Below are 26,804 nucleotides of genomic sequence, written 5' to 3' on the forward strand. Positions count from 1 at the left end.
CGACCAGTGTTCGTTCGGTCAGTGTCCGCCGCCCGCAGGTGCACCCATCTTGGCGGCGAATGGCGGTCGCGCCATCCACACGAACAGGATCACCGACAGGAACAGGAAGCCGAGCAGATAGAAGATCTCGTTGAATCCGATCTGCATCGCCTGTTGGGTGATGAGGCGATCGAGCACGAACGCGCCGGTCTGCGGATTGCCGCCACCGTATTGCGCCACGGTCGCCAGTGTCGATGGCGAAGTGGCGTCGATGTGTTCGGTCAATTGCGCGTGATGCACGGCGGTACGCTGGCTCCATGCATAAGTCACCAGCGACGCCGCGAAGCTGCCGCCCAGGGTGCGCAGGAAGGTCGAGAGGCCGGAACCGGCGGCGATCTCGTGCGGCGCAAGGTCGGATAGCAGGATCTGCAACACCGGCATGAAGAACAATGCGACGCCGATGCCCTGGACCAACTGGATCAACGCGACATGGCCGAAGTTCACATCGAGGTTGAAGCCCGCGCGCAGGAAACTGGTGCTGGCCATCACCATGAAGGCGAGGGTGGCGAGGATGCGCAGGTCGACCTTGTTGCCGTGCTTGCCGATGATCGGCGCAAGCAACACCGGCAGGATGCCGATCGGCGCGGTGGCGAGGCCGGCCCAGATCGCGGTATAGCCGAGGTTGCGTTGCAGCCACAGCGGCACCAGGATGCCGACCGCGAAGAACGCGGCATAGGCCAGCACCATGGCTGCGGTGCCCGCACGGAAATTGCGATGGCGGAACAGCCGCAGGTTGACGATGGGATCGTCATCGGTGAGCTCCCACACCACGAACACGACCAGCGAGATCACCGCGACGATGGCCATGATGACGATCGTGGTGGAGTGGAACCAGTCTTCGTCGTTGCCGAGGTCGAGCAGGATCTGCAATGCGCCGACGCCCAGCACCAGCAATGCCAGGCCGACGTAATCCATCTTCGGTCGTTCCAGCCGCTCCGGGCGTCCCTTCAATTGCCTGCCGACCACGGTGCTGGCGAAGATGCCGAGCGGGATGTTGATGAAGAAGATCCATTCCCAGCTGTAGTTGTCGGTGATCCAGCCACCGAGGATCGGGCCGGCGATCGGCGCGACCACGGTCACCATCGCCAGCAGCGCGATGGCCTGGCCGCGTTTTGCCGGTGGATAAATCGACAGCAACAGCGCTTGCGTCACCGGATACATCGGCCCGCAGACGAAACCCTGCAGTGCACGCGCCACCACCAGCAAGCCCATGCTGTTGGCGATGCCGCACAGGAACGAAGCGATCACGAACGCCAGCGTCGACCACATGAACAACTTGCGTTCGCCGTACTTGCGGGTGAGCCAGCCGGTCAGCGGCAGGGCAATCGCGTTGCTGACCGCGAACGAGGTGATCACCCATGTCGCCTGGTTGGCGCTGCCGCCGAGATTGCCGGAAATCGCCGGCAACGACACGTTGGCGATCGTGGTGTCCAGCACCTGCATGAACGATGCCAGCGCCAGACCGATCGTCGTCAGCATGACGTTGGGCGGCGCGAAGCCCTGCATCGTGAGTTCGGTGGCCGGAGCCGGTGCGGCTGGCCCCGGCGCGGCGGTGGCGGAAGTCGTGCTCATCGGTTAGTGCGAACCGTTGCTGCCCATGTTGTCGTCGATCACGCGTTGCACTGCGGCGTCGGCCTTGGACAGCGCACTGTCGTAGGCATCGGTCATCAGGTGCGGTTGCGTCGGCGTGGTCGTCGGCAGCAGGCCGTCGCCCTGGTCGTGCAGGTTCACCTTCACCGCCATCGACAGGCCGAGGCGCAGCGGATGTTCCAGCAGCTCCTTCTTGTCGAGCAGGATGCGCACCGGGATGCGCTGGACGATCTTGATCCAGTTGCCGCTGGCGTTCTGCGCCGGCAGCACCGAAAACGCGCTGCCCGTGCCCATGCCGAGGCTGGCGAGCGTGCCGTGGTACGTCACCTTGTCGCCATAGAGTTCCGACGTCAGTTCAACGCGCTGGTTGAGGCGCAGCTTGGTGAGCTGGGTTTCCTTGAAGTTGGCATCCACCCACACGCCGTCGAGCGGGATGATCGCCATCATCGGCGTGCCGGGGGCGACGCGCTGGCCGAGTTGCACGCTGCGCTTGGCGACATAGCCGGAGACCGGCGCGAGCACGCCGGAACGCTGGCGGGCGAGATAGGCCTGGCGCAATTGCGCGACCGCGGCGACCACCGCAGGGTTGCTGCGGATGGTGCTGTTGTCGATCAGTACGTGAGCGCGCGCGGCGTTGTCGCGGGCACCGGCGACCGCAGCCTGTGCGGCTGCGAGATTGGCTTGCGCGGTTTCAAGCTGGGCACGGGCGTGTGCCAGTTCCTCGCTGGACACCGCACCGCTGGCGACCAGTCCGGTGCGACGGGAAACATCCTGGCGGGAGATGTCGACGGCTGCCTGCGCCTGCTGCACCGACGCTTCTCGCGCGGTGATGTCGGCGTTGCCGGCTTCGGCGGCGCGGTACTGCGCACGCACCTGGCGCACGGCGCTGCCGAGCGCGGCTTCGGCCTGCGCATAGGCGAGATCGCTGTCGTTGGTATCGAAGCCGACCAGCACCTGGCCGGCGTCCACCTTCATGCCGTCGTCGACGGCAATCCGGGTGACGGTGCCACCGACCTGTGGCGTCACGGTGACGACGTCGCCCTGCACGTAGGCGTCATCGGTGCTTTCGGACCAGCGTCCGACCACCAGGTACCACAGCAACCAGGCGATGCCGAGCACGATCGCGACGATGGCGATGAGCAACAGCGCCTTGCGTCGCTTGTTCTGCAGCGGCGTGTCCTTGGGATTGGTCGGCGGCATCAGCGCGCCGCTGGCTGCGGGGCGCGATGGGGCCGCGGTATCGGCGGCAGGCGTCTTGTTCGGTTCGGTGGTCATTGCGACTTCTTCCCGGATTCGGAAATGGAGGATTGCGAGGGCAGTTGCACGGGTACGCCGCCGCCCAGCGCGATGTCAAGATCGATCGCCGATTGCATGCGGCGCGCGCGCAGCGTCGACAGTTGCTGGTCGAGTTGCAGAATGGGTTTCTGCGCGGTCAACACGTCGAGCTGGTTGGCGAGGCCGGCCTTCTGGCGCTGCGTCACCAACATTGCCGAACGCGCCTGCTGGTCACGGGCACTGGTCGCGGCGGAAATCTGCGTATCGAGTTCGCGTGCGGATTGCACGGCGTCGGTGGTTTCGCGGATGGCGTTCAACACCGTCTGGTCATAACCGGCGACGGCGAGATCGAAATCGGCGTTGGCGCCGCGCAGTTGTGAGCGCAGGCGGCCACCATCGAGGATCGGCAGCGAAATCGCCGGGCCGCCAAAGACCAGTCCGGCATCCGACTTGAACAGGTCACCAAGCTTGCCGGCGGCAAGGCCGACGATCGCCGAAAGATTCAGGCTCGGGTAGAAGTCCGACTTCGCGGCCTTGATGCCCTTCGATGCCGCTTCGACATGCCAGCGCGCGGCGGCGACATCGGGACGACGACTCACCAGTTCGCTCGGCAGCAGCGACGGAATCGCGATGCCATCCGCCTTCAACTGCGGACGCGTGAGCGACAGCCCGCGATCCGGGCCCTTGCCGGCGAACATCGCCAAGGCATTGCGCAACGCGCTGATCTGCTGGTCGGCAGCCTGCATCTGCGCGCGCGCGTTGTCTTCGGCGCTGGTGATCTGGGTCAGCGCGATCTGGTTGTCGATGCCGGCCTTCACCCGTTGCGTCGCCAGTGCATGCAGATCGGCATTGCGCTTGACGTCGCGCTCGGCGACGTCGCGTGCGTCCCACGCCTGTGCCAATGCGGCATAGGTGCGTGCGATGTTGCCTTCCAGTGTCAATCGCGCCGCCTGCGCATCGGCTTCCTGCGCGCGCGCCGCGCCAACGGCCGACTGCCACTTGGCGTGCTTGCCGCCCCACAGGTCGGGCGCCCATGCAAAGCTCAGCGTCAGCACTTCGGAGTGGATCATCTTGCCGCCGATCGGTGCCGGCGCGAGTGTTTCGGGAATCTGTACCGCAGCGACTTGTGCGCCGGCGCCCAGCGTCGGGTAGATGCCGGCTTCGGCGAACCCGGCTTGCGCATAGGCCTTGCGGGTGCGCGCATCAGCGATCGCGATGCTCGGCGATCCCGCCAATGCTTCCTGCATCAAGGCATCGAGTTGCGGATCGCCGTACGCGCTCCACCATTGCGCCTTCGGCCAGGCGACATCGCTGACCGGCGTGCGTCCAAGGCTGGTGGATGCCTGGAAGCGATCGGCATCCTGCAGCGAGGATTCCGGCTTCAGGTTGTGCATGCTGGCGCAACCGGCCAGCACGGTGGCGAGCGCCAGCGCGGACAGGGGGCGGTACAGGGAATTGGGGTGGCGGTTCGCCATCACGCGGACTCCGTATTCAAGAGATTGTCGCGAACCCGTTCGAGGGTGGAGACGAACTGGTCGCGTTCGGATGTGCTCATGCCGGCCAGCGCGCGATCACGCACGCGATCGCTGCAGACGCTGCATTGGTCGTAGATGACGTGGCCGGCGTCGGTGAGCTGGATGCGCAGGGCGCGGCGATCGGTGGGATCGTTGGCGCGGATGATCAGGCCCTTTTCCTCGAGCTTGTCGAGCAGGCGCGTCATCGCGCTCGGATTCAGTTCGGCCGCGCGGGCGAGATCGCCGACGCTGATGTGGCCGTTGCTCATCCCGAGCTTCTTGAGGGTGACGAACTGGCTGAAGGTCAGGTCATGGCCCAGCCGATCCAGTTCGGTCTCCATCGCATGCCACATCGCATCGCGAACCTGCCGGAACAGCAGGCCGAGGGACGATCCGGCGCAGAGCGGGGGGGGGGTATTCATGACGGGGCATGATCCACGCACATGAAATAATTGTCAATGCAATTATTGTTACAGCAACGATGCAAACGTTTTCCGCATTCAGAATCCGTTTGCGTTCCGCCATAAGCCACGGTCTGGCGGATTCTCAAGTCCGTTTGAGAATCAACTCCAGCACGAACTGGCTGCCGAAGAACGCCAGCAGCAGGATCGCCATCGCGACCAGGGTCCAGCGCACCGCCCGGGCGCCGCGCCAGCCCCAGCGCCAACGCCCGAACAGCAAGGTAGCGAAGATCAGCCACGACAGCAGGCTCAACACCGTCTTGTGGACCAGATGCTGCTGGAACAGGTTGCCGACGAACAGGACGCCGGCGAGGATCGCCGCGCTCAGCAGCAGGAAGCCGACGGTGAGGGTGCGGAACAACAGCGATTCCAGCTCGGTGAGCGGCGGCAGGGCGCGCATCCAGCCGTGGAATTCGCGATTGCGCATCGCCCGTTCCTGCAGCCACAACAACGCGGCCAGCAGCGCGGCGACGGCGAGGGTGGCATAGGCGAGCAGGGCCAGCCAGGCGTGCAGCTGCACCTGCCAGGTCATCGCCGGCGGCTGCGGGTGGCCGTAAAGGGAATAGCAGGCGGCGAACAGCGCGGCGAGCGGGAACACCACCACGCCGATCGCATCGATACGCTGGCGCGTGCCCAGCAGCGTGGTCAGCGCGGCCATGGCCAGCGCCACCAGCGACAGCGCGGCGAAGAAATGCATGTCCGGCGCGCCACCGGAATGCCACGCTTCGACATGCAGCCAGGCGTGGGCGATCAGGGCGATGGTCGCCGGAATCTTCCAGATGCGGCCATCCGCGCCACGCGCCACGCCCCGCACCAGCAGGGCGGCGGCGATCAGGTAAAAGAGGACGGCGGCGACGGTCGGCAGCATTCCGCCAGTTTCGCATGCGGCAGGCCGGCACGGCCCCAGCGTCTATACTTTGCGACTTTCCGCAGCACGCAGACCACGATGTTCGAATCGTTGACCGAACGCCTGTCCAGCACCATCAACCGCGTCCGCGGGCGCGGCCGGCTGACCGAATCCAACATCAGCGAGGCGCTGCGCGAAGTGCGCGTCGCCTTGCTGGAAGCCGACGTCGCGCTGCCAGTGGTGCAGGCGCTGATCCAGCGCATCAAGGTGCGTGCGCTCGGCCAGGAAGTGATGAAGTCGCTGACGCCGGGCCAGCAGCTGGTCAAGGTGGTGCGCGACGAACTCACCAACACGATGGGCGCGCAGAGCGTCGATCTCAATTTCAACGTGCCGGCGCCGGCGGTGATCCTGATGGCCGGCCTGCAGGGCGCGGGCAAGACCACGACTGTCGGCAAGCTCGCCAAGCACCTGAAAGAGAAGCGCAAGAAGAAGGTGATGGTGGTGAGCGCGGACGTCTATCGCCCCGCCGCGATCGAGCAGTTGCAGACGCTGGCTGGCCAGGTCGGTGCGATCTTCTTCCCGTCCGATGCCTCGCAGAAGCCCGAGGCAATCGTGCGTGCGGCGATCGAGGACGCGAAGAAATCCTTCGCCGATGTCTTGATCGTCGATACCGCCGGTCGCCTCGCCATCGACAAGGCGATGATGGACGAGATCAAGGCGCTGCACGCCGCGGTCAATCCGGTCGAAACGCTGTTCGTGGTCGATGCGATGACCGGCCAGGACGCCGCCAACACCGCCAAGGCCTTCAATGAAGCGCTGCCGCTCACCGGCGTGGTGCTGACCAAGACCGATGGCGATGCCCGCGGCGGCGCGGTGCTGAGCGTGCGCTACATCACCGGCAAGCCGATCAAGTTCGTCGGCGTCAGCGAGAAGCCGGACGGCCTCGACGTCTTCCATCCCGATCGCGCCGCCAGCCGCATCCTCGACATGGGCGACGTGCTGTCGCTGGTCGAGCAGGTCGAGGCCAACGTCGACAAGGAGAAGGCGCAGAAGCTCGCCGAGAAGGTCGCCAAGGGGCGCCGCTTCGATCTCCAGGACATGCACGACCAGTTCGAGCAGATGCAGAACATGGGTGGCCTGCACGGGTTGATGGACAAGCTGCCGGGCATGGGCCAGATCCCGGGGCAGGTGAAGGACCAGATCACCGGCCGCGAGATTCCGCGGATGATGGCGATCATCCGCTCGATGACGCCGAAGGAGCGCCGCAACCCCGATCTGCTCAACGGCTCGCGCCGCGCTCGCATCGCCCGCGGCGCCGGCCTCCAGCCGCAGGACGTGAACAAGCTGATGAAGCAGTACCAGCAGATGGAAAAGATGATGGGCAAGCTCGGCCGCGGCGGCATGAAGGGCATGCTGCGGGGCATGAAGGGGATGATGGGTGGGGGCGGGATGCCGCCAATGATGCGCTGAGCCTGCTATACTTATTGGCTTACCCTGCCACTCCGGCAGCTGGGCAACACAGAGCACACCAATGGTCAAGATTCGCCTGACACGTGGCGGCGCCAAGAAGCGTCCGTTCTACCACATCATCGTTACCGACAGCCGCAGTGGCCGTGACGGCCGCAACATCGAGCGCGTCGGTTTCTTCAATCCGATCGCTGCCGGCCAGGACAAGCGCGTCGAGCTCGACACCGAGCGCGTCAAGTTCTGGATCGCGCGCGGCGCGCAGATGACCGAAAAGGTCGGCGCGCTGTACAAGGAAGCCGACAAGCCCGTCGCGGCCTGATGGCCTGCCGCGCGCACCGCGCGTGGCGTCCTCGCACATGATCGACACCGGGCGCCGCATCCTCATGGCCAGGGTGCATGGCGCCTTTGGTGTGCATGGCGAACTGAAAGTCGAATCCTTCAGCGAGCCGCCACAGGCGCTGCTTCGCTATGCGCCGTTGACCCTGCGTGACCCGCGCGGCAACGAGCGCGAACTGGAAGGCGTGGGTGGCCGTGCCGCCACCAAGGGCCTGGTGATGACGATTCCCGGCATCGAGGATCGTGATGCCGCCGAGGCCCTGCGCGGCGCCGAGATTTACGTCCCGCGTTCCGCATTGCCGCCACCCGCGCCAGGCGAGTACTACTGGGTCGATCTCGAAGGGATGGAAGTCGTCACGACCGAAGGTGTCGCGCTCGGTCGTGTCTCGCATCTGACCTCCACCGGCGTCAATGACGTGCTGGTGGTCGAAGGCGAGCGCGAACGCCTGATTCCGTTCAAGGAACCCGACTACGTGACGTCGGTGGACTTCGACACCCGTCGGATCACGGTCGATTGGGATCCGGATTTCTGAGTCGCGCCGTGCGCATCGACATCATCAGCCTGTTTCCGGAATTCGTCGCCCAGTGCGCCGGTTTTGGCGTGGTCGGTCGTGCGCAGGAGCGCGGATTGTTGTCGCTGCATGGCTGGAATCCGCGCGATCACGCCGAAGGCGGCTATCGCCGCGTCGATGATCGTCCGTTCGGCGGCGGTCCCGGCATGGTGATGATGATCGATCCGTTGCTGGCCACGCTCGATGCCATGCAGGCTGATGATGCTGCTCCCGCGCATGTGATCTACCTGAGTCCGCAGGGCAAGGCGCTCACCCAGGCGCGTGCGCGTACGCTGGCGGCCATGCCGCGACTGGCGCTGCTCTGTGGGCGTTACGAAGGCGTCGACGAACGCCTGATCGAAGCGCGCGTCGACGAGGAAATCTCGATCGGCGATTACGTGCTGTCGGGCGGCGAGCTGGCCGCAGCGGTGGTGGTCGATGCCGTGGCGCGACTCCAGGACGGGGCGCTCAACGATGCCGAATCGGCGGCCCAGGACAGTTTCGAGGACGGCCTGCTCGATTGCCCGCATTACACCAAGCCAGTGGCGCACGCGCTGGGCGCTGTGCCCGAGGTGTTGCTGTCGGGCCACCACGGCGAAATCGCCCGCTGGCGGCGCCAGCAATCCCTGCTGCGGACTGCGCAGCGGCGCCCGGACCTGCTGGAGAGTGCGCCGCTCGGGGCCGCCGACATGGCCTTCCTGCGCGAGCACGGGCTGGAGCCCTGACCCGGCCGCGCCGGAGTTGGGGGCAGGGCTGGCACAACGGCCAGAATTCGTCCTATAATGATGGGCTTACCGCCGCGGACCCGTGAACTTGGGTGCCGCGCCCAGAAGAACTACAGAACAACGGTGTCGCCATGAGCAAGCCCTCTCTCAGCAATCTGATCAATGAATTCGAAACCGCGCAGGCGGCCCGCACCTTGCCGGACTTCGGTCCCGGCGACACCGTGATCGTCAACGTCAAGGTGAAGGAAGGCAACCGCGAGCGCGTCCAGGCCTACGAAGGCGTGGTCATCGCCCGCAAGAACGCCGGCCTGAACTCCTCGTTCACCGTCCGCAAGATTTCGCACGGTTTCGGCGTGGAGCGCGTGTTCCAGTCGTTCAGCGCGATCATCGATTCCGTGCAGGTGAAGCGCCGCGGCGCCGTGCGTTCCGCCAAGCTGTATTACCTGCGTGAACTGGAAGGCAAGGCCGCGCGTATCCGCGAGGATCTGGCCGCCGTCGCCAAGGCCAAGGCCGAAGCGAAGGCCGCTGCTGCCGCTGGCGAATAAGCCAACCATGCATGTCTTGCACAACGGCCGCCTTCGGGCGGCCGTTTGCGTTCGTGTGTTTGCCGACCTGCGCGGGGCCACGCGATGAAGATGTCGCGGCGCCTGCCTTTGATCGTCGCCTGCGCACTGTTCATCGAGAACATGGACTCGACCGTCCTCGCGACGGCGTTGCCGGTGATCGCCGGCGATTTCCGCGTCGATCCGATCTCGCTCAAGTTGGTGCTCACCACCTATTTGCTGGCGCTGGCGGTGTTCATCCCGATCAGTGGCTGGGTTGCGGATCGCTTCGGTGCACGCATCACCTTCATCAGCGCGATCGCGGTCTTCCTGTTGGGGTCGATCGGCTGCGCTGCCAGTGGTTCGCTGGAGACGATGGTGGTGGCGCGCTTCGTGCAAGGCATGGGCGGCGCGATGATGGTGCCGGTCGGGCGCCTGGTGCTGTTGCGCACGGTGAGCAAATCGGAGCTGGTGCAGGCACTCAGCTGGCTGACCATTCCGGCGCTGGTGGGGCCGGTCGCGGGACCGCCGCTGGGCGGACTGATCACCACCTACTTCAACTGGCGCTGGATCTTCCTGATCAATCTGCCGATGGGCCTGTTGGGCATGCTGCTGGCATGGCGCTTCATCCCGCCGCTCAAGGAACCGACCAAGCCGCTCGACTGGATCGGTTTCCTGCTTTCGGGAATCGGTTTGGCGCTGACAATGTTCGGCGTCTCGACCTTCGGGCGCCTGCGGATTCCCCTGTGGGCATCGTGCCTGGCCCTGCTGCTCGGACTGGTGTTGCTGGCTGCATACGTGATCCATGCGCGTCGCGTGCCGAACCCGTTGCTGGATCTGCGGCTATTCCGGATTCCGACGTTCCGCGCCGGCGTGGTCGGGGGCAGTCTTTTTCGCATCGGCATCGGTGCGATTCCCTTCCTGTTGCCGCTGATGTTGCAACTTGGCTTCGGGCTCACGCCGCTGCAATCGGGCATGTTGACCTTCATCTCGGCGGTCGGCGCGATGTTCATGAAAACCATTGCGGCGTGGATCATCCGCCAATGGGGGTTCCGGCGCGTGCTGCTTTTCAATGCGGTACTCGCATCGGTTTCACTGGCGATCTTCGGCTTGTTCCGCCCGAGTACGCCGCATGCGGTGGTGATGCTGGTACTGCTGGTCAGCGGCTGCATGCGTTCGTTGCAGTTCACCAGTCTCAATGCGATCAGCTACGCCGATGTCGACCAGGTCCAGGTCAGCCAGGCCAGCAGCCTCGCCGCGATGATGCAACAACTCTCCGTCAGCATGGGCGTTGCGGTGGCGGGTTTCGCCCTCGAACTGTGCGGTTGGGCGCGCCATGTTCCAGCCACCGATCTCGGCAACTTCTACCTGGTGTTCCCGATGGTCGCGACGATTTCCCTGCTGTCCAGCGTGATGATGTGGCGCCTGCCCGCCGACGCCGGTGCGGAGATGGCGGGCAAGGCGCAGGCCGGGCACGAAGTCGCGGAACCGAAAGTGGAGCAGCGGCCGGCGATGTGAGCGGGGTGGACGCTGTCGGCGCTTATTTCGCCGGCTTGCGGAAGCGGTAGATGAACTGATCGGTGTGTCCGCGGATCGCCGGATCGAATACCAGCTTGTCGTGCGGGTCGGCCGGGTTGCCCAGCAGACCGCTCTCGCCATCGAAGACGAAACCGGCGGCTTCGATTTCCTTGCGCACCACGGCTGGATCGATGCGATGGGTGGTATTGGTGGCGGCGAGACCGGAACCTGCCGGCGCGACGTGATCGATCACCACGAACAGTCCGCCGGGCTTGAGCGCGTCGTAGACCTGCTTGTCGAGTGTCGCGACACCAGCTGGATCCAGCACATCGTGGAAGTCGTGATAGTTCTGCACGGTGAATACCAGATCCACTTTCCTTGCGGGTGCATCTAGTGGTGCAATGGATTGCCCGGACACGCTGACATTGGCGTAGTGCGGTGTCGCCGCGAGCGCGGTCCACGTCGCGTAGGGCTTGGCGATGTGTTCCATCATTTCCTTCGGCCAGATCGTGTAGACATGACCCGTCGGCCCGACGATGCCGCTGAACACGCGCGTCCAGTAGCCGCCGCCGGGAACCAGTTCCAGCACGTTCTGGCCCGGCTTCACTTGCGAGAACGCCATGATCTCGACCATGTGGCGGTGCTCGTCGTCCTTGCGATCGCTATCGCGGGCGGGATCGTTGATGGCGGTGGTGACGTAGGCGGGTGTCTTCGGCGTGCCGGGCGTTTTGGCAGGAGCCACGACGGGCAGGGCGAGCGCAAGCATCACGGCAAGAACGGTCGGGCGCATGACGGACTCCATCAGGGATCGGTCGGCGCATTGTGCGCCTGATCGGCGACCAGCGACGGTGCCTCCGACGGCACTTCGGCGGGCACCGCGACTGCGGCGGGTTGTTGCAGCATCTTCGCCTCGCGCCAGCGACCCCAGCGGAAATAGGCGATCGACATCAGCATCGAGCACACCGAACTCGCCGGGAAACTCCACCAGATCGCATCGACGCCCAGCCACGGCTGCAGCAGTTTCGCGAACGGCACGCGGATGCCCCACAAGGCGAAGCCGAGGATCAGCAGTGGAGGAATCACTGCACCGGTCGAACGCACCACGCCGGACAGCACCATCGTCACGCCGAAGAACATGAAGGCCCAGATCGCGATGTGATTGAGGTGGCGCGCGATCTCGATCGACGGGCTGCCCTGCGGCAGGAACAGCGACAGCGTGGCGTGGTCGAACAGGATGATCGGTGCGATCAGTGCGCCGGTGAGCAGGAAATTGAACATGGTGCCGGTGCGCGCGGTGGCATCGACGCGCGACCAGTTGCGCGCGCCGACGTTCTGCGCCGCCATCGACGAACACGCCGCACCGATCGCCATCGCCGGCATCTGCACGTACGTCCATAGTTGCCCGGCTGCGCCATAGGCTGCGGTGGTATCGATGCCATGGCCGTTGACCATGCCGATCATCGCGATCATCGCCGCCGAGATCACCACCATCTGCAGGCCCATCGGCACGCCCTTGACGATCAACGCGCGCAGGATCGCCAGGTCGGGCTTGAACAGCGCGCGATCCTTCCACTCGATCCACAGATGATGATCCTTGCGTCGCAACCACCACAACAGCGCGGCGAGGCTCACGGCATTGGCGATCAGCGTGGACAACGCCGAACCGGCGATGCCGAGTTTCGGGAACGGGCCGATGCCGAAGATCAGCAACGGATTGCCGATGATGTCGAGCGCGACCGCCAGCAGCAGGAAAGCGAAAGGCGTGCGGGTGTCGCCGGCGCCGCGCAGGATCGCGCTGACCCAGGAAAACAGGTAGAGGAACGGCATTGCCAGGAAGATGAAGCGCAAATAGGCTTCGGCGAGCGGCAATGCCGCAGCGGGCGTGCCGATCGCCGCGAGGATATGGCGTGCCAACGGCAGGCCGAGGAGCGCGATGGCGATCGAGACGACGGTGAAGAAGGTGGCGCTGGTGCCGATCACGCGCCGCGCCTGCGCCAGGTCGCGCGCACCCATCGACTGGCCGATCAGGATGGTCGCGGCCATGCCGATGCCGAACACCGAGCCGATCAGGAAGAACAGGATGCTGTTGGCGTTCGCCGCGGCGGTGAGCGCGTTCTCGCCGAGGTAACGGCCAACCCAGATCGCGTTGATCGAGCCGTTGAGCGATTGCAGCACGTTGCCAGCGAGGATCGGCAGCGCGAATTTCAGCAGGGTGCCGGCGATCGGGCCGGTGGTGAGATCGCGCGTGGTTGACGCTGGTCGCGGCGGCGCGGATGCTGGGGCGGGTGTTCCCGGATCGGGCTGGTTCATCGGGTGATGATCGCAAATGCAGGCAGGCAGCGGGTGGAAGCGGCGTGAGCGATGACGCCATGCCGACCGGCGTGCGCCTCGATGTCTGGTTGTGGGCAGCGCGATTCTTCCGCACACGCACACTGGCGAAGCAGGCCATCGAGGTCGGACGCATCGAAGTCGATGGACAACGCGCCAAGCCGTCGCGCGTGGTGCGTGTTGGCGAGCGCCTGAAGATCATGCGTGGCGAGGAGACATTCATCCTCACCGTGCAGGGATTGAGCGAGCAGCGCGGCCCGGCCAGCGTTGCGCAGGCCTTGTATGCCGAGGATGCGGAGTCGATCGCTGCACGCGAACAGGCACGGGCGCTGGCCACTGCGGCGCGTGCCGGTTACCAGCCGCCGCAGACGCGTCCGGACAAGCGCGCGCGGCGGTTGATCCGGGCGTTGGGCGATATTGACGCCTTGTGATTTACCCTTGCAGCGAGACATGACGACGAGGCCGCGATGATCCGCAACATGGTGCGCTGCACGATTGCAGCTGCAATGACGATGTTGGCGACGCTGGCATCCGCCGCCGATGGCCTGCCCGGCGACATCAATCCCGGTATCGCACTGCGGCGTCAGGCCGAGATCCGCCTCGACAAGGAAACACTGGCGATTTCGCCGCAACGGATCACGGTCGAGGACGTGTTTACCGGAACCAGCAAGCAGAAGCAGTTCGTGCCGCTGGTGTTCACCCTGCCGGCGATGCATCTGCAACAGGACGCGAATGCAGCGTCCATCATCCGTGACCTGCGCTTTGCGGTGAACGGCCAGACGATCAAGCCGACGCGCAAGCTCGCGGTGATGCTCGGCGACAAGGACATCGCGTGGCGCATCGCGACGCTGGGTTGGAAGGAATCGGAATTGATCGCATACCTGCGCGATGGCCAGGCGCCAGCGGGGAAACTGCCGCTGCCGACAGCATGGTTCGATCGCCAGGGGCGTCCGCGCTTCCAGTTGCGCGAAACCTACACCTGGGACCAGTGGTTCACGCCCGGTCGTGCGCTGACGGTGCGCCACAGTTACGTGCCGGCGATCACCGGTGAAGCGAATGCAAGACCATCCCAGATGATTCGCGCCATCGGCGCCGCGACGTGCATGGATGACGCCAAGCAGAACGATGCGCGCGCGCTCGATAGCGGCAAGGGCATCGCCTGGAGCGGGTTGCGTTACCGCATCGCCGGCAGTCGCGGTTGGCGTCCCGGTGCGCAGGATTTCACCTTGCGCGTGGACACGGGCGGTGCACTGCTCGCGACCTGCATGGTTGGTGGAAAGGCCGTGGGCAAGAACGCGTTGCAGTTCCGCGCCGGCAACATTTCGATGGATCAGGTGATTGACCTGGTGTTCGTGCGCGCGGATGGCTGAACACGATAATTCCACCGGGGAAACGAAAGTTCTGTAGGCTTCCACCTTTCCGATCGAGAGTATCCCGATGACAGGTTTCGACACCCGCGCCGTCCATGGTGGCCGCGAAGACTTCAAGGCGATGGGCGTGCATGCCTCGCCGATCGATCTGTCCAGCACCTATCCGATCCCCGATTTCGATGAAGGCACGCGCAGTTTCGCGGCCTGGGGCGCGGGCGAGGGCGAGGCAGCCAATTCGATCTACGGGCGCTTCCACAACCCGACCGTCGCGCGCATGGAGAACGCCGTGGCCGGGCTGGAAGGCAGCGAAGCCTGCGTCGCCTACGCATCGGGGATGGCGGCGATCACCGCATTGCTGCTGTCGCGACGCGCGCAGGGCAATCACGTGCTGGTGGTGCGTCCGCTGTACGCCGCCACCGACAGCCTGCTGACGAATGGCCTGCTGGGTTTCGATGCCGAATTCGTCGATGCCAACGAGATCGCCGCGAAGATTCGTCCCGACACCACGTTGGTGGTGATCGAAACGCCGGCCAACCCGACCTGCGATCTCGTTGACATCCGCGCGGTGGTGGAGGCCGCTGGCAAAGTGCCGGTGATGGTCGATTCCACCTTCGCGACGCCGGTGTTGCAGCGTCCGATCGAACTTGGCGCGTCTTTCGTGGTGCACAGCGCGACCAAGTTCCTCGGTGGGCATGGCGACGTGATCGCCGGCGTGGTGTGCTGCTCGGAAGAACTGGCGCGACCGCTGCGCAAGGTGCGTGTTTCGACCGGTGCCAACCTGCATCCGCTGGCGGCGTTCCTGATCCATCGCGGCCTGCCGACACTGGGATTGCGCGTCGAACGCGCGCAGGCCAATGCCATCGAATTGGCGACGCGTCTTTCGCAGCATCCGGCCGTCGCCAAGGTGTTCTATCCCGGACTCGGCACGGTGAACAACGCGCATCTGGTCGGCACCCAGATGAGCGGCCCCGGCGCGCTGATGGCGATCGACCTGAAGGGCGGCAGCGCGGCGGCGTCGAAGGTGATGAACTCGGTGAAGCTGATGGTGCCGGCGGTCAGCCTTGGCGCGGTCGACACCCTGATCCAGCATCCCGCCGGCCTGACGCACCGTTCGATCCCGGTGGAAACGCTGGGCAAATACGGCATTACTGCCGGCATGCTGCGGCTGTCGGTCGGCATCGAGAACGTCGAGGATCTCTGGGCCGACTTCGAGCAGGCGCTGTCAGGTCTCTGAAAGATTGCTGCGACATTGCGGGTCTATGATCCGGCGATTCCCCTGGAGATCGTCGCGATGAAACGTCTGCTCGCACTTGCCTCGCTGTTGTCCGTTTCCGCCGCGCCATTGCTGGCCGCGACGGCGAATGCCACGCACTACGATGTCGCGGCGACCTGGCCGGTGTCCGGCCCCGGGCGCTGGGATCTGCTGGAAGTGGATTCCGCGCGCCATCATCTGTTCATCAGCCGCAGCGATCGCGTCCAGGTGGTCGATACCACGAGCGGCAAGGAAGTCGGCACGATACCCGGCACCGATGGCGTGCACGGCATCGTGATCGGGTCGGGCGGCCACGGCTACACCAGCAACGGCAAGTCCAACTCGGTGACCGAATTCGATCTCGCCACGCTGCAGCGCGTGCGCGATCTTCCGGTCAGCGGCAAGTCGCCGGACGCGATGTTCCATGACGCCGGATCGCATCATCTGTTCGTGTTCAACGCGAAAAGCAACAACGCCTCAGTGCTCGACACGACTTCCGGCAAGGAAATCGCGACAATCGCCTTCGATGGCAATCCCGAACTCGCGGTTGCCGATGGCCACGGCCACATCTACCTCAACATCGAAAGCACCGCGCAACTGGTCGAAATCGATGCCGCATCGGCAAAGGTGACGCACACATGGAAGATGGATGGATGCGAGGAACCGTCCGGTATCGCCATGGATGCGGCGCATCATCGGGTGTTTTCCACCTGCCAGAACAAGGTGCTGGCGGTGACCGATGCCGACAGCGGACGTGCGGTGGCGCGCGTAGCGATCGGTGAAGGCCCGGATGGCGCGGCGTTCGATCCGGCGACGAAGAGCGTGCTGGTGCCGCTCGGCAAGAGTGGTGTGCTCGACGTGATCCATGTGGATGGCGCCAATCGCTACAGCAAGGTGCAGTCGCTGCCGACGCAGACATCGGCGCGCACGATCATCCTCGATGAAAGCGACCATCGCGCCTACACCGTCGCCGCGAAATTCGGTCCGGTACCGGCGGGAGAAAAGCGTCCGCCGATGATCGATGGCAGTTTCTCGGTGCTGGTACTGGCGCCGCAGGGCAAGTAAAACTCAGCGGCCGTCGCGCAGCGCCTTCAGCAGCTTCTGGCCGGCGCGACCATCGGCGGTCATGCCGAGACGTTGCTGCTCCTGCTGGATGGCGGCGCGACTGCCGGTACCGAGCACGCCGTCGGGTGTCCCGATGGCGTGTCCGCGCTTGAGCAACAGGCGTTGCAGTTCGACGCGATCGGCGCGCGACAGGCCGGGATCATCGGTTGGCCATGGTGTGCGCAAGCCCGAGCCACCACGCAGGCGATCGGACAGCAAGGCGATCGCCAATGCGTAACTTTCGGCGGCGTTGTAGCTGTAGATCGCATCGAAGTTGCGGAACACCAGGAAGGCCGGACCGTTCACGCCTGCCGGCAACAGCACGGCGGCGGGCGTGCCCGGATCCAGTGCAATGGTTTGGCCATCGACGCGCTTGATGCCCAGCGCCTGCCAGCGCGACAACGGCTGGCGATTCTTGCGCCCGGCAACACCGGCGTCGAAGCCGGAAGGCAGCTTCACTTCATAGCCCCACGGCTGACCTTCGCGCCAGCCGGATTTCAGCAAATAATTTGCGGTGGATGCGAGTGCATCCGGCGCGCTGCGCACCAGGTCGCGACGGCCATCGCCATCGAAATCGACCGCCATGCGGTTGTAGGTCGATGGCATGAATTGCGTCTGCCCGAATGCACCGGCCCAGGAGCCCTTGAGATCATCGACGGCGACATCGCCGCGTTGCGCGATCTTCAACAGTTCGTAGAACTCGCTACGGAAATACGCCTGGCGACGACCGAAGCACGACAGCGTGCCGAGCGACACCAGCAACGGACGACGACCGTTGATCCGCCCGAAGTCGCTTTCCACGCCCCACACCGCGGCCACCGTCGCCGGGTCCACGGCAAAGCGTGATTGCACCTGTGACAGCGTCGATGCGTACTTCGCCATCATCGTGCGGCCATCGTCCACGCGTTTCTGGTCGACCAGGCCGGCGAGGTAATCCCAGATCGCGCTGGTGAATTCGGGTTGGCGATCGAGCAGCGGCAACACCGTCATGTCCGGCGTAACGCTCATCGCGTAGCGATCGAACGCAGCGGATTCAACCCCTGCTGCCATCGCCGGCGTGCGCAGGCCGATCATGCATGAGTTGAACTGCATGAGTTCGGCGTTGGTCGGTAATGGCGTCACTGCGGCAGGCGTGGGCTGGACCGGAGCCGGCACTGCTTCCTGTTGCGGTGCGGGTGTCGGCGCGGGTGCGGCAGGCTGCGTCGGTGCAGCGACGACAGGCGCCGGCGATGCCGACTGCACCGGCTGTTGCGCGCAGGCAGCGAGCAGGGCGCTGGCCAGCAGGGCGGGAATCGTGCGCGGGGATGGACGTGTCATCGTGGCGATCGCGGCATGCGTGGGTCTCCAGCATGCCACCGTCGCTCTGAATGCACATCACCGCGTGGTCACGCGATGATGCGGGATGTCACGGAGTGACGGCGTCCTTGAATCCGGCAGCGCGCAGTTCGCTGGCGGCATCGTCCAGGCGCTTGCGGAAATCCTGGTTCGCCAGCAGATCGCGTGCCAGCGCCTGGCCGAGCACGCGACCGGCATAGATGTCCTGCGGTGTGTGGACGCCACGGATCACGCGTCGCCATCCGGCTTGCTGGCCAAACGCGTCGAGTTGCGGCTTGCGGGTGGGAAACATCGCATCGAGCAGCAACGCAAATGCGGTCGCCCGGGTCGAATGGCCGCTGGGATAGCCGTAATCGCGATTCTTCCAGTCGCTGGCGTCCTTCTCGGGATCCCACTGGCAGGAATTGACCGGGCAGGGCCGTTCGCGCTTCCACCTGGCCTTGCCGGCATCCTTGGCAGCGGCCAGGTTCTTCTTGACGTCGGCGAACAACTCGGCAGTGCGCGGCAACTTGTCCTTGTCGAACTCCTTGCCAAGCACACTGGAGAACGCGAATACATCGAACGATTCCTCCTTCGCGGCCTGTGCTGCATCGGCGGCGCTGCGCCCCACGTAGGCGCGTTCGGTGACCTCGCGATCGGCGATGTCCTCGGCGCTGCCCATCGACGTCGGCGGTGGCAGCAATTCCACGTCGTCGGCGATCTGCGCATCGCTGAGGTAATGCAGGTAGGGCGCCTTCGCCTTGCCATCCTTCGCGGATGCCGGCGCCGCGAAACATGCGGCCAGCAACGCGGTGGCAAGTATCGACTTCATCATCGTCATCGAGGGTTGCCTCAGATCGAGAAGGAGACGGAGGCGAACCACGAACGGGTCGGCAGCACGAGATAGTACGGCGTGGTGCCGCTCACCGAATCCACCACTTGCTGCTTGGCATCGAACAGGTTGTCCACCTGCAGGCGAATCTTCCAGTCCTTGAGCCACGAGCCGGACAGGTTCTGGCCATAACCCAGGGACATCGCCGCGCGCCAGTAACCGCCGCTGTGCGCCGATGCCGTCACGCTCGAGGCTATGTCGGGGTTGAAGCCACCGGCATAGGCGTACTGGCCACCGGAATACTTCTCGTGCAGGGATGCGGTGAAACCGGCGTGCTGGTAGTTGAAACCGATCGCTGCGGTGGCTGACGGCACGTTGGGAATGCGCAGATGCGAATTCTTGAAGCGCGCCTCGATGGTGGATGCATTGGCGAACAGCGACAGCCCGCGTGCGATCAGGAATGAACCCTCGACTTCGGCGCCGCGCATGGTCGCACCCTGCGCAAGATAGAAGATCGGATCCTTGGTGACCGGATCGACGGCGGAGAGCGGATAGTTCTTGTAGTCGATGTAGAAGACGTCAGCGTCGGCGGCGAGGCGACCGCTCTGGTATGCCGTGCCGAGCTGGTAGTTCATCGTCTCCTGCGGGCGGGTCTTGTTTTCTGCAGGGTTCGGTACGTAGAACTGGTTGAGGTTGGGCGTCAGGAAACCTTGCGCCGCTTGTGCGTACGCATGCCAGTTCTGGGTGAAGGCGTAATTCGCGCCGAGGAAACCCAGCGTCTTGTTCCAGGTCTGGCTGTAGTTCAGCGGCAGGCGCGTGGTCTGGTTGATCGGTGCATTGATATCGCGTGTCACCTGGAGCGTGCGGATACCGGGCGTCACCGTCAGCGCCGGAGTCATCCGCCATTCGTACTCGACGAAGGCCTGCTGCATCTTGAGGAAGTCGACCATCACGTACTTGTAGGCGTTGTTCAGGCCGTTGAGGGTCGTGTTCTTCGGATTGTCGTAGCCGCCGGTGGTGTAATCCAGCTTGATGTTGTAGCGATCGTTGTCGGTGCGTTCGTACCACAGGCCGGTGCGCAACTGGCCGCTGGCAGTGTCGTAGGAGAGGGTCAGCACGTTGCCGCGTGCGCGATAGTTGTTGACCTTGTCGACGCCACCCATGTTGGTCGGCGATGCCTTGGTGCCAATGGTCGGCGCTTCATGGCTGTCGTTGTAGTAGGCGTAGGTGTAGAGCTTGTCCGACAAGTGCCAGCGTTCGCTCAAGGCGCTGTCGATCCCGATGTAATCGACGTCGGTGCGCTTGTTCTGGTAGTTGTAGCAGGCGCAATCGGTACTGGTCGGATCGTTGTTCAAGCCGAAATTGCGGCCCAGCGTGTCGATCTGGTTCTGGGTGAGCGTGGTCTTGTCGGGATTGTTGAAGCGGATGTAGTTGTGGTTGCTGAGCAGGGTGATTTCGGTGTGGTCCCCGACCGGCTGCACGTACTTGAAGTAAGTGGTACGCCGGTGCAACTGCGAATCCGTGCGATAGGTATCGGTGGCGTTGTACTGCGCGCTGGCAATCACTCTGCCGCTGTTGGGTCCGTCGCCGAGACGGCCGCTGTTGAGCTCGAAATGGTAGAGCTCGGTGCCGTAGCTGCCGTAGGACAGCGTCGGCGTGAACGAGAACGCGTCGCGCGGATCCTTGGAACGAATCGCGATGGTGCCGCCAAAGGTCGCCTCGCCGAGTTGGCTGGCGCCGCCCGGGCCACGTTCCACCGAGACTTCGCCGATCATCTTGGCCGGGAAGTAGCTGCTGCTGTGGTGGCTGAAGTCGTTGGTATCGCCCAGCGGGATGCCGTCGTAGGTGACGTTGTACTGGTTGTCGTTGAAACCGCGCATCGTCATCTGCTTGGCTTCGCCGAGGCCGGGGCCGGCTACGTTGACGGTGCTCATGCCGGGCGTGATGTTGGCGATGTCGGCGTAATCGGACGTTGGCGCGGTGTGGTTGCTGATCCATTCCAGCGACACCGTCGACTTGGGTTGCATGGTGTCGAGGTCGGTCTGGCTCGGCGACAGGCTGGACGCGGTTTCCTCGCGGCTGCCGCGGACTTCGATTTCCTCCAGCACTTGCGTCGTGCGCTTGCGCGCCTGCGCTTGGTCGTCAGTTGCAGTCGTGGTGCCGGCGTGTGCCGGCGCGGCGATCGCAGCCAGCACGGCCAGCGAAAGTGTCGTGCGCAAGAGGCGCTGCGAATACATTGTGTCGTTCCAGAATCGAAAAACGAAATCTTAAGAACTTGTGCTGACACTTTTGTTGCGGAAGCATGGCTGCAATGCGACAGCCGAAACCTCCAAGACGATGGAAGCGCCGCGTTGTCATCCAAATGAAAAGGGGCCGCAATGCGGCCCCTTCGATGTTGCTGCGGGAATGTGACGTCAGCTGCGACCGCCAAGCACCGAGCCGAGCAGTCCGCCCAGCCCGCCGGCATTGCCGCCGAGGCTGCCCAGCACCTGGCCCAGCATTCCGCCGCCGGATTCCGTGTGCGCCTGTTCCTGCTGCAACACGTCGCTGACCGATTGCGCGTTGTTGCTGTCCGGGTGCGAGAACATGCGCTGGGCGAGATAGGCCATCACGATCGGTGCCATGATCTTCATCAGCGTCTGCGCTTGGTCACCGCCGAGACCGGTGGCCTGGCCGACCTGGTTCGACGCCTGCTGTTCCTGGCCGCCGAAGATGTGGCCAAGGATGCCGCCGCCATCGGTTGCGGGCGTGGCCGCCTGTTGTCCGGTCACCGAACCCAGCACCGAACCAAGCAGTCCGCCGAGGCCGCCGCCGGCAGCGTCGCCATGGTTCGCGCCGAGTACGCCGGCCAGCACTTCCGCGCCGCCGGGCTGGCTGGCGTTCTGTCCCAATGCGCCGACGATCATCGGCAAGGCGGCGCCCACCGCTTGTTGTGCCTGCGCCGGATCCACGCCCAACTGGCTGGCGACCTGCTGCATCGGCGCGCCCTGCATCTGGGAAAGAATGTCTTCGATCATGCTCATAGTGCGGATGTCCTCGAAATGGGCGTAGCCCCTGATTAGTGCTGTCAAATTAAAGGGGTGATTGTTACGGCGGTGTGTTTCGGGGCAGAGCGATTCGCGGTCGATTGTGGAACTATCCACGGATCCGGCGATCCGCGCGGCCCGTGTAGGCTGTGCCGATGACTCGCGCCTCCCGCCTGTTGCGTCTGCTCGATCTGCTGCGCAGCCGCCGTCGCCCGCTCACCGGCGCGCGCCTGTCCGAGCGCCTCGGTGTCAGCCTGCGCACTGTCTATCGCGACATCGCCCTGTTGCGCGAGCAGGGCGCGGACATCGAGGGTGATCCCGGCACCGGCTACATGCTGCGCCACGGCTATCTGTTGCCGTCGTTGATGTTCGATCGCGATGAACTGGAAGCGCTGACCCTGGGCGCGCGCTGGGTGTCGTTGCAGGCCGATCGCGAGCTGGCGCAGGCGGCGAATGACGCCCTGCAGCGATTGGCGTCGGTGTTGCCGGATGCGTTGCGACTGGAAATCGAAACCAGCGGACTGCTGGTGCCGAACCATCGCCAACAGGTTCCGGACGAACCGTGGTTGCCAACGCTGCGGCGCGCCATCCGCGATGAACATGTGGTGGCGATGCACTATGTCGATCTTCATGGCAACTCCAGCGAACGACGGGTATGGCCGTTCGCGATGGCGTTCTTCTCCCATGTGCGGTTGATGGCGGCGTGGTGCGAACTGCGCCAGGATTTTCGCCACTTCCGCGCCGACCGCGTGTTGTCGCTGGTGGATAGCGGCCAACGCTACGGAGTGCGCCGGCCCACATTGATGCGGCGCTGGCGCGACCAGAACGCCTATGGATCGAGGGAATGATCACTGCTGACATATTCTGTCAGCATGGGTCGATATCGTGTCCGCACCCCAACCGGAGATCTTCGAGATGAGCGATGCATTGACCCTCTACACCCACCCGATGTCGCGCGGTCGCGTGGCGCGCTGGATGCTGGAAGAAACCGGGCTGCCATACGAAGCGGTGATCCTCGAGTACGGCACCAGCATGAAATCGCCGGATTACCTCGCCATCAATCCGATGGGCAAGGTGCCGGCGCTGAAGCATGGCGATACCGTGATCACCGAGAACGCGGCGATCTGCACCTACCTCGCCGATCTCGTGCCGGAAAAGAAACTGGCGCCGCCGGTCGGATCGAAGGAACGTGGCAGCTATTACCGCTGGCTCAGTTTCCTGACTGGCCCTGTCGAGTCGATGCTGACCGCCAAGCAGACGGGTCACTTCGCACCAGCCACGTACGCTGGTTACGGCAACGATGGCGAAGTGCTGGACGTGCTGGAAAGCGCATTGGTCGGGAAGGACCATCTGGCGGGCGATCATTTCACTGCAGCCGATCTCTATGCCGCGGCGCTGCTCGGCTTCTATCTGCGTACCGGCGTGATCGAACCGCGCCCGGAGTTCACCCGTTTTGCGGGATTGCATGCCGCGCGACCGGCCTTCGCCCGCGCAACCGGGATCGACACTGCGCTGCTGGCGGATCATCCTCTTCCTTCCGCAGCCTAGGAGACATGTGATGGAAAAGACCTACCACGGCAGTTGCCATTGCGGCGCGGTGAAGTACAGCGCGTCACTCGATCTCGCGAAGGGCACCGGCAAGTGCAACTGCACGTATTGCATGAAGATCCGCAACTGGAGCGCACAGGCGAGTGGTCTCGAATTGCTGCAAGGCGAAGATGTGCTGGGCGATTACAGCAAGGAATGGCCGGGCGGCAATCTCCACCATCGCTTCTGCAGCAAATGTGGCGTCACGCTGTACGCGAACGGCCATATCCCGGAAGCGGGCGGCGATTTTCTCTCGGTGCAGGTCAACACGCTGGACGATGCCAGCATCGATGATTTGCTGTCCGGGCCGATGCGTCACGCCGATGGCCGCAACGACAACTGGATGAACCCGCCGGCGGAAACGCGGCATCTTTGATGGGGAAAGAAGCCCGCGCGCGGGCTTCTCAGCCCAACGTCTTCAACCGATACAACGCTTCCAATGCCTGTTTCGGCGTGAGCTCGTCGGGATCGATCCCGGCGAGCGCGTCCAGCGCCGCGGACTGCGGCATGAACAAGCCGAACTGCTGCGGGTTGTCGAGTGCCGCGGCAGTCATCGGTGCCTGCGCAGATGTTTCATCGCGACCATGCTGCTCCAGTTCCGCCAGCCGCGCGCGGGCATCGCGCACCACCGATTTCGGCAAGCCAGCCAGCGCGGCCACCTGCAGGCCAAAACTGCGATTGGCCGGGCCATCCTTCACTGCATGCATGAACACCAGCGTGTCGCCGCCGTTCTTGTCGACATGCTCGACCGCGTCGAGATGCACGTTCGCGATGCCGCTGCCCGGCTGCGCCAATGCGGTCAATTCGAAATAGTGGGTGGCGAACAAGGTGTAGCTGCGATTGGTTTCGGCGAGATGGCGCGCGCAGGCTTCGGCCAGCGCCAGGCCATCGTAGGTCGAGGTGCCGCGACCGATTTCATCCATCAATACCAGTGACTGTTCGGTGGCGTGATGGAGGATGTAGCTGGTCTCGCTCATCTCGACCATGAAGGTCGATTGGCCTTTCGCGAGATCGTCGCCGGCACCGATGCGGGTGAGGATGCGATCGACCGGACCGATCCGCGCGGACGTCGCCGGCACGAAACTGCCGATGTTCGCCAGCAGCACGATCAGCGCGATCTGGCGCATGTAGGTGCTCTTGCCGCCCATGTTGGGGCCGGTGATGACGAGCATCCGGCGTTCCGGCGAGAGATCGAGATCGTTGGGCGTGAACGGATCGTCGCGCACCGCTTCCACCACCGGATGGCGTCCGCGCTCGATCTGCAGCTGCGGCGCAGCGACCAATTCCGGTGCACGCCAATCGAGCGCATCGGCACGATCACCGAAGCAGGCCAGCACATCGAGTTCCGACAGTGCGGCGGCGCAATGCTTCAACGGTTCGAGATCGACGTTGAGGGCATCGAGCAAGCCGTCGTAGAGCAGCTTCTCGCGCGCCAATGCGCGTTCGCGCGCGGACAGCACCTTGTCCTCGAAGGATTTTAGTTCTTCGGTAATGTAGCGCTCGGCGTTCGTCAGGGTTTGCCGGCGCGTGTAATGCACCGGCGCCTTTTCGGCCTGGGCCTTGCCGAGTTCGATGTAATAGCCGTGCACGCGGTTGTAGCCGACCTTGAGCGTGGCGATGCCGGTCGCCGCGCGTTCGCGTTGTTCGAGGTCGATCAGGAACTGGTCGGCGTGCGTCGACAACATGCGCAGTTCGTCGAGTTCGGCGTCGTAGCCTTCGGCGATCACGCCGCCATCGCGGGCAAGCAGCGGCGGTTGCGCCACCACCGCGAGCGTCAGCAGGCGTGCGATGTCGTCGTGCTGGCCGAGTTCGTTGGCGAGCGTTTGCAAGCGCGGTGAATCGAGTGTGTCGAGCAGGGCGGCAATGCGCGGCGTCAGCGCGAGGCCATCGCGCAACGTCGAGAGATCGCGCGGACGGGCGCTGCGCAATGCAATGCGGGTGAGGATGCGTTCGAGATCGCCCAGCCCGCGGAAGGTTTCGCGCAGATCATCGAGTTGGCCCGAGGCCAGCAATGTCGTGACCGCGTGCTGGCGTCCGCGCACGATGTCGTGGTTGCGCAACGGGCGATGCAGCCAGCGTCGCAGCAGGCGGCCACCCATCGGCGAGATGGTGGAGTCGAGCACGCCCAGCAGCGTGTGCCTGGTGTCGCCATCGATGCGGGTGTCGAGTTCGAGATGACGGCGTGTCGCCGCGTTCATCGCGATGGCATCGTCGCCGGATTCGACGGCAATCGACGTGAGGTGCGGCAGGCGCTGTTTCTGCGTCTCCTCGACATAACCGAGCAACGCGCCGGCGGCGGCGATGGCGTGCGGCGCATCCTCGATGCCGTAGGCGCCGAGATCATGCACATTGAAGAAATCGATCAGCTTGCGGCGACCGCTGTCGACATCGAACAGCCACGGTGCGCGTTTGCGCACGCCGCCACGCTGCGTCACGTAGTCGGGCCAACCGTCCTCGTCGGCGATCAGCAGTTCCGCGGGGTCGAGCCGCGCCAGTTCGGCTTCCAGTGCATCGCCATCGCGCAACTGCGCCGCCATCATCCGGCCACCAGCAAGATCGGCCCATGCCAGTCCGTAACCGTCGCGTCCGCGTGCCACCGCCATCAGCAAAGTGTCGCGGCGATCCTGCAGCAGTGCTTCGTCGGTCACCGTGCCGGGCGTGACGATGCGCACCACCTTGCGTTCGACCAGCCCCTTTGACGTGGCGGGATCGCCGATCTGTTCGCAGATCGCCACCGATTCGCCGAGCGCGACCAGTCGCGCCAGGTAGCCCTCGTAGGCATGCACCGGCACGCCGGCCATCGGGATCGGCTGGCCTGCGCTCTGTCCGCGCTGGGTCAGGGTGATGTCGAGCAATTTCGCCGCACGGCGCGCGTCGTCGTAGAACAATTCGTAGAAATCGCCCATCCGGAACAGCAGCAGCACATCCGGGTGTTCCGCCTTGGCGGCGAAAAATTGCTTCATCAGGGGCGTGTGTTCGGGCTGCTTGTCGGTACTCATGGTGGAAAGTATAGGGAAGCGGTCGCGATCGATCGGCAGGACAGCGCCTTCGCCGCACGTATCGGTGATTCGATCCTGCGTTGGTGTCGCATCGCCATGGATTTCGCGCAACGCGCGCTCTGGCTGG

At 64.5% G+C, this 26,804-nt stretch carries 25 protein-coding genes; 13 read left to right on the forward strand and 12 right to left on the reverse strand.

Features of this window, described 5'->3' with window-relative positions:
- Positions 1-18 precede the first annotated feature (18 nt).
- From Lysil_RS09650 to Lysil_RS09670, 5 genes are all read right to left on the reverse strand, one after another.
- On the reverse strand, positions 19-1,611 hold the full coding sequence (locus tag Lysil_RS09650) for a DHA2 family efflux MFS transporter permease subunit (RefSeq protein ID WP_103075389.1): 1,593 nt from the start codon (positions 1,609-1,611) through the stop codon (positions 19-21).
- 3 nt (positions 1,612-1,614) lie between these two features.
- On the reverse strand, positions 1,615-2,829 hold the full coding sequence (locus tag Lysil_RS09655) for an HlyD/EmrA/EmrK family protein (RefSeq protein WP_103076004.1): 1,215 nt from the start codon (positions 2,827-2,829) through the stop codon (positions 1,615-1,617).
- Between the two features lie 71 nt (positions 2,830-2,900).
- Positions 2,901-4,379 (reverse strand): efflux transporter outer membrane subunit, encoded by a 1,479-nt coding sequence (locus Lysil_RS09660; RefSeq protein WP_103075390.1) that lies wholly within the window; start codon positions 4,377-4,379, stop codon positions 2,901-2,903.
- Positions 4,379-4,840 carry a MarR family winged helix-turn-helix transcriptional regulator gene (locus Lysil_RS09665; RefSeq protein ID WP_240600487.1) on the reverse strand — a complete coding sequence of 154 codons (462 nt, stop codon included), beginning with the start codon at positions 4,838-4,840 and terminating at the stop codon, positions 4,379-4,381. The genes Lysil_RS09660 and Lysil_RS09665 overlap by 1 nt, the downstream gene beginning before the upstream one ends.
- A 124-nt stretch (positions 4,841-4,964) precedes the next feature.
- Positions 4,965-5,747, reverse strand: a complete 783-nt coding sequence (locus Lysil_RS09670; RefSeq protein WP_103075391.1) for a cytochrome C assembly family protein — start codon at positions 5,745-5,747, stop codon at positions 4,965-4,967.
- 78 nt (positions 5,748-5,825) lie between these two features.
- On the opposite strand from Lysil_RS09670, the gene ffh reads away from it, so the two are divergent.
- The 6 genes from ffh to Lysil_RS09700 all read left to right on the forward strand — a co-directional run bounded on the left by ffh (position 5,826) and on the right by Lysil_RS09700 (position 10,865).
- Entirely contained in the window at positions 5,826-7,196 is a 1,371-nt protein-coding gene (gene ffh, locus Lysil_RS09675; protein WP_103075392.1) for a signal recognition particle protein, read from the forward strand.
- A gap of 61 nt (positions 7,197-7,257) precedes the next feature.
- Positions 7,258-7,512: a 30S ribosomal protein S16 gene (gene rpsP / locus Lysil_RS09680; protein WP_103075393.1), complete on the forward strand. Its 255-nt coding sequence runs from the start codon at positions 7,258-7,260 to the stop codon at positions 7,510-7,512.
- Between the two features lie 37 nt (positions 7,513-7,549).
- Positions 7,550-8,062, forward strand: coding sequence for a ribosome maturation factor RimM (rimM, locus tag Lysil_RS09685; RefSeq protein ID WP_103076006.1), 513 nt, complete (start codon positions 7,550-7,552; stop codon positions 8,060-8,062).
- 8 nt (positions 8,063-8,070) lie between these two features.
- Entirely contained in the window at positions 8,071-8,805 is a 735-nt protein-coding gene (trmD, locus tag Lysil_RS09690; RefSeq protein WP_103075394.1) for a tRNA (guanosine(37)-N1)-methyltransferase TrmD, read from the forward strand.
- Between the two features lie 131 nt (positions 8,806-8,936).
- Positions 8,937-9,350, forward strand: coding sequence for a 50S ribosomal protein L19 (gene rplS / locus Lysil_RS09695; protein ID WP_103076007.1), 414 nt, complete (start codon positions 8,937-8,939; stop codon positions 9,348-9,350).
- An 84-nt stretch (positions 9,351-9,434) separates the two neighbouring features.
- The gene (locus Lysil_RS09700) at positions 9,435-10,865 is read left to right on the forward strand and encodes a DHA2 family efflux MFS transporter permease subunit (RefSeq protein ID WP_103075395.1); all 1,431 of its coding nucleotides are present in this window, start codon (positions 9,435-9,437) and stop codon (positions 10,863-10,865) included.
- 22 nt (positions 10,866-10,887) lie between these two features.
- On the opposite strand, the gene Lysil_RS09705 is transcribed toward Lysil_RS09700, so the two are convergent.
- Together Lysil_RS09705 and Lysil_RS09710 are read right to left on the reverse strand one after the other, a co-directional pair.
- Complete coding sequence (locus Lysil_RS09705; RefSeq protein ID WP_103076008.1) at positions 10,888-11,655, reverse strand: class I SAM-dependent methyltransferase; 768 nt, start codon at positions 11,653-11,655, stop codon at positions 10,888-10,890.
- Positions 11,656-11,666: 11 nt separating this feature from the next.
- A complete protein-coding gene (locus Lysil_RS09710; protein WP_103075396.1) occupies positions 11,667-13,175 on the reverse strand; it encodes an MATE family efflux transporter in 1,509 nt (502 codons plus the stop codon).
- A 59-nt stretch (positions 13,176-13,234) separates the two neighbouring features.
- Between Lysil_RS09710 and Lysil_RS09715 the strand changes: the two genes are divergently transcribed.
- The 4 genes from Lysil_RS09715 (at position 13,235) to Lysil_RS09730 (ending at position 16,880) form a co-directional block, all read left to right on the forward strand.
- Positions 13,235-13,624: an RNA-binding S4 domain-containing protein gene (locus Lysil_RS09715; protein ID WP_103076009.1), complete on the forward strand. Its 390-nt coding sequence runs from the start codon at positions 13,235-13,237 to the stop codon at positions 13,622-13,624.
- Between the two features lie 36 nt (positions 13,625-13,660).
- On the forward strand, positions 13,661-14,563 hold the full coding sequence (locus tag Lysil_RS09720) for a DUF4424 family protein (protein ID WP_103075397.1): 903 nt from the start codon (positions 13,661-13,663) through the stop codon (positions 14,561-14,563).
- Between the two features lie 67 nt (positions 14,564-14,630).
- Positions 14,631-15,797, forward strand: a complete 1,167-nt coding sequence (locus Lysil_RS09725; protein WP_103075398.1) for a trans-sulfuration enzyme family protein — start codon at positions 14,631-14,633, stop codon at positions 15,795-15,797.
- A gap of 57 nt (positions 15,798-15,854) precedes the next feature.
- Positions 15,855-16,880 (forward strand): YncE family protein, encoded by a 1,026-nt coding sequence (locus Lysil_RS09730; RefSeq protein ID WP_129588423.1) that lies wholly within the window; start codon positions 15,855-15,857, stop codon positions 16,878-16,880.
- Between the two features lie 3 nt (positions 16,881-16,883).
- On the opposite strand, the gene Lysil_RS09735 is transcribed toward Lysil_RS09730, so the two are convergent.
- The 4 genes from Lysil_RS09735 to Lysil_RS09750 all read right to left on the reverse strand — a co-directional run bounded on the left by Lysil_RS09735 (position 16,884) and on the right by Lysil_RS09750 (position 22,088).
- Positions 16,884-18,236: a lytic murein transglycosylase gene (locus Lysil_RS09735; protein WP_103075400.1), complete on the reverse strand. Its 1,353-nt coding sequence runs from the start codon at positions 18,234-18,236 to the stop codon at positions 16,884-16,886.
- Positions 18,237-18,324: 88 nt separating this feature from the next.
- A complete protein-coding gene (locus Lysil_RS09740) occupies positions 18,325-19,074 on the reverse strand; it encodes a phosphatase PAP2 family protein (protein ID WP_103075401.1) in 750 nt (249 codons plus the stop codon).
- A gap of 11 nt (positions 19,075-19,085) precedes the next feature.
- Complete coding sequence (locus tag Lysil_RS09745; protein ID WP_103075402.1) at positions 19,086-21,302, reverse strand: TonB-dependent receptor; 2,217 nt, start codon at positions 21,300-21,302, stop codon at positions 19,086-19,088.
- A gap of 177 nt (positions 21,303-21,479) precedes the next feature.
- Positions 21,480-22,088 (reverse strand): DUF937 domain-containing protein, encoded by a 609-nt coding sequence (locus Lysil_RS09750; RefSeq protein ID WP_103075403.1) that lies wholly within the window; start codon positions 22,086-22,088, stop codon positions 21,480-21,482.
- 158 nt (positions 22,089-22,246) lie between these two features.
- On the opposite strand from Lysil_RS09750, the gene Lysil_RS09755 reads away from it, so the two are divergent.
- From Lysil_RS09755 to Lysil_RS09765, 3 genes are all read left to right on the forward strand, one after another.
- Positions 22,247-22,939, forward strand: coding sequence for a helix-turn-helix transcriptional regulator (locus tag Lysil_RS09755; RefSeq protein WP_103075404.1), 693 nt, complete (start codon positions 22,247-22,249; stop codon positions 22,937-22,939).
- A 67-nt stretch (positions 22,940-23,006) separates the two neighbouring features.
- Entirely contained in the window at positions 23,007-23,639 is a 633-nt protein-coding gene (locus tag Lysil_RS09760; RefSeq protein ID WP_103075405.1) for a glutathione S-transferase family protein, read from the forward strand.
- 10 nt (positions 23,640-23,649) lie between these two features.
- Positions 23,650-24,054: a GFA family protein gene (locus tag Lysil_RS09765; RefSeq protein ID WP_103075406.1), complete on the forward strand. Its 405-nt coding sequence runs from the start codon at positions 23,650-23,652 to the stop codon at positions 24,052-24,054.
- A gap of 28 nt (positions 24,055-24,082) precedes the next feature.
- Here the strand turns inward: Lysil_RS09765 and mutS are convergent, their stop codons facing one another.
- On the reverse strand, positions 24,083-26,677 hold the full coding sequence (mutS, locus tag Lysil_RS09770; RefSeq protein ID WP_103076010.1) for a DNA mismatch repair protein MutS: 2,595 nt from the start codon (positions 26,675-26,677) through the stop codon (positions 24,083-24,085).
- Positions 26,678-26,804: the final 127 nt, after the last annotated feature.

This window comes from Solilutibacter silvestris (assembly GCF_002895945.1).
Taxonomy (GTDB): Bacteria; Pseudomonadota; Gammaproteobacteria; order Xanthomonadales; family Xanthomonadaceae; genus Solilutibacter; species Solilutibacter silvestris.

Excerpts from the sequence above, each read along its gene's own strand:
- Lysil_RS09665 (WP_240600487.1), bottom strand. The coding sequence starts at position 4,840 with ATGAATACCCCCCCCCCGCTCTGCGCCGGATCGTCCCTCGGCCTGCTG.
- Lysil_RS09720 (WP_103075397.1), top strand. The coding sequence starts at position 13,661 with ATGATCCGCAACATGGTGCGCTGCACGATTGCAGCTGCAATGACGATG.
- Lysil_RS09755 (WP_103075404.1), top strand. The coding sequence starts at position 22,247 with ATGACTCGCGCCTCCCGCCTGTTGCGTCTGCTCGATCTGCTGCGCAGC.
- Lysil_RS09745 (WP_103075402.1), bottom strand. The coding sequence starts at position 21,302 with ATGTATTCGCAGCGCCTCTTGCGCACGACACTTTCGCTGGCCGTGCTG.
- Lysil_RS09705 (WP_103076008.1), bottom strand. The coding sequence starts at position 11,655 with ATGCGCCCGACCGTTCTTGCCGTGATGCTTGCGCTCGCCCTGCCCGTC.
- Lysil_RS09660 (WP_103075390.1), bottom strand. The coding sequence starts at position 4,379 with ATGGCGAACCGCCACCCCAATTCCCTGTACCGCCCCCTGTCCGCGCTG.
- Lysil_RS09750 (WP_103075403.1), bottom strand. The coding sequence starts at position 22,088 with ATGAGCATGATCGAAGACATTCTTTCCCAGATGCAGGGCGCGCCGATG.
- Lysil_RS09735 (WP_103075400.1), bottom strand. The coding sequence starts at position 18,236 with ATGACACGTCCATCCCCGCGCACGATTCCCGCCCTGCTGGCCAGCGCC.
- mutS (WP_103076010.1), bottom strand. The coding sequence starts at position 26,677 with ATGAGTACCGACAAGCAGCCCGAACACACGCCCCTGATGAAGCAATTT.
- Lysil_RS09715 (WP_103076009.1), top strand. The coding sequence starts at position 13,235 with ATGCCGACCGGCGTGCGCCTCGATGTCTGGTTGTGGGCAGCGCGATTC.
- Lysil_RS09740 (WP_103075401.1), bottom strand. The coding sequence starts at position 19,074 with ATGACGATGATGAAGTCGATACTTGCCACCGCGTTGCTGGCCGCATGT.
- Lysil_RS09725 (WP_103075398.1), top strand. The coding sequence starts at position 14,631 with ATGACAGGTTTCGACACCCGCGCCGTCCATGGTGGCCGCGAAGACTTC.
- Lysil_RS09670 (WP_103075391.1), bottom strand. The coding sequence starts at position 5,747 with ATGCTGCCGACCGTCGCCGCCGTCCTCTTTTACCTGATCGCCGCCGCC.
- ffh (WP_103075392.1), top strand. The coding sequence starts at position 5,826 with ATGTTCGAATCGTTGACCGAACGCCTGTCCAGCACCATCAACCGCGTC.
- rpsP (WP_103075393.1), top strand. The coding sequence starts at position 7,258 with ATGGTCAAGATTCGCCTGACACGTGGCGGCGCCAAGAAGCGTCCGTTC.
- Lysil_RS09700 (WP_103075395.1), top strand. The coding sequence starts at position 9,435 with ATGAAGATGTCGCGGCGCCTGCCTTTGATCGTCGCCTGCGCACTGTTC.
- Lysil_RS09765 (WP_103075406.1), top strand. The coding sequence starts at position 23,650 with ATGGAAAAGACCTACCACGGCAGTTGCCATTGCGGCGCGGTGAAGTAC.
- Lysil_RS09650 (WP_103075389.1), bottom strand. The coding sequence starts at position 1,611 with ATGAGCACGACTTCCGCCACCGCCGCGCCGGGGCCAGCCGCACCGGCT.
- Lysil_RS09710 (WP_103075396.1), bottom strand. The coding sequence starts at position 13,175 with ATGAACCAGCCCGATCCGGGAACACCCGCCCCAGCATCCGCGCCGCCG.
- Lysil_RS09730 (WP_129588423.1), top strand. The coding sequence starts at position 15,855 with ATGAAACGTCTGCTCGCACTTGCCTCGCTGTTGTCCGTTTCCGCCGCG.
- rimM (WP_103076006.1), top strand. The coding sequence starts at position 7,550 with ATGATCGACACCGGGCGCCGCATCCTCATGGCCAGGGTGCATGGCGCC.
- rplS (WP_103076007.1), top strand. The coding sequence starts at position 8,937 with ATGAGCAAGCCCTCTCTCAGCAATCTGATCAATGAATTCGAAACCGCG.
- Lysil_RS09760 (WP_103075405.1), top strand. The coding sequence starts at position 23,007 with ATGAGCGATGCATTGACCCTCTACACCCACCCGATGTCGCGCGGTCGC.
- Lysil_RS09655 (WP_103076004.1), bottom strand. The coding sequence starts at position 2,829 with ATGCCGCCGACCAATCCCAAGGACACGCCGCTGCAGAACAAGCGACGC.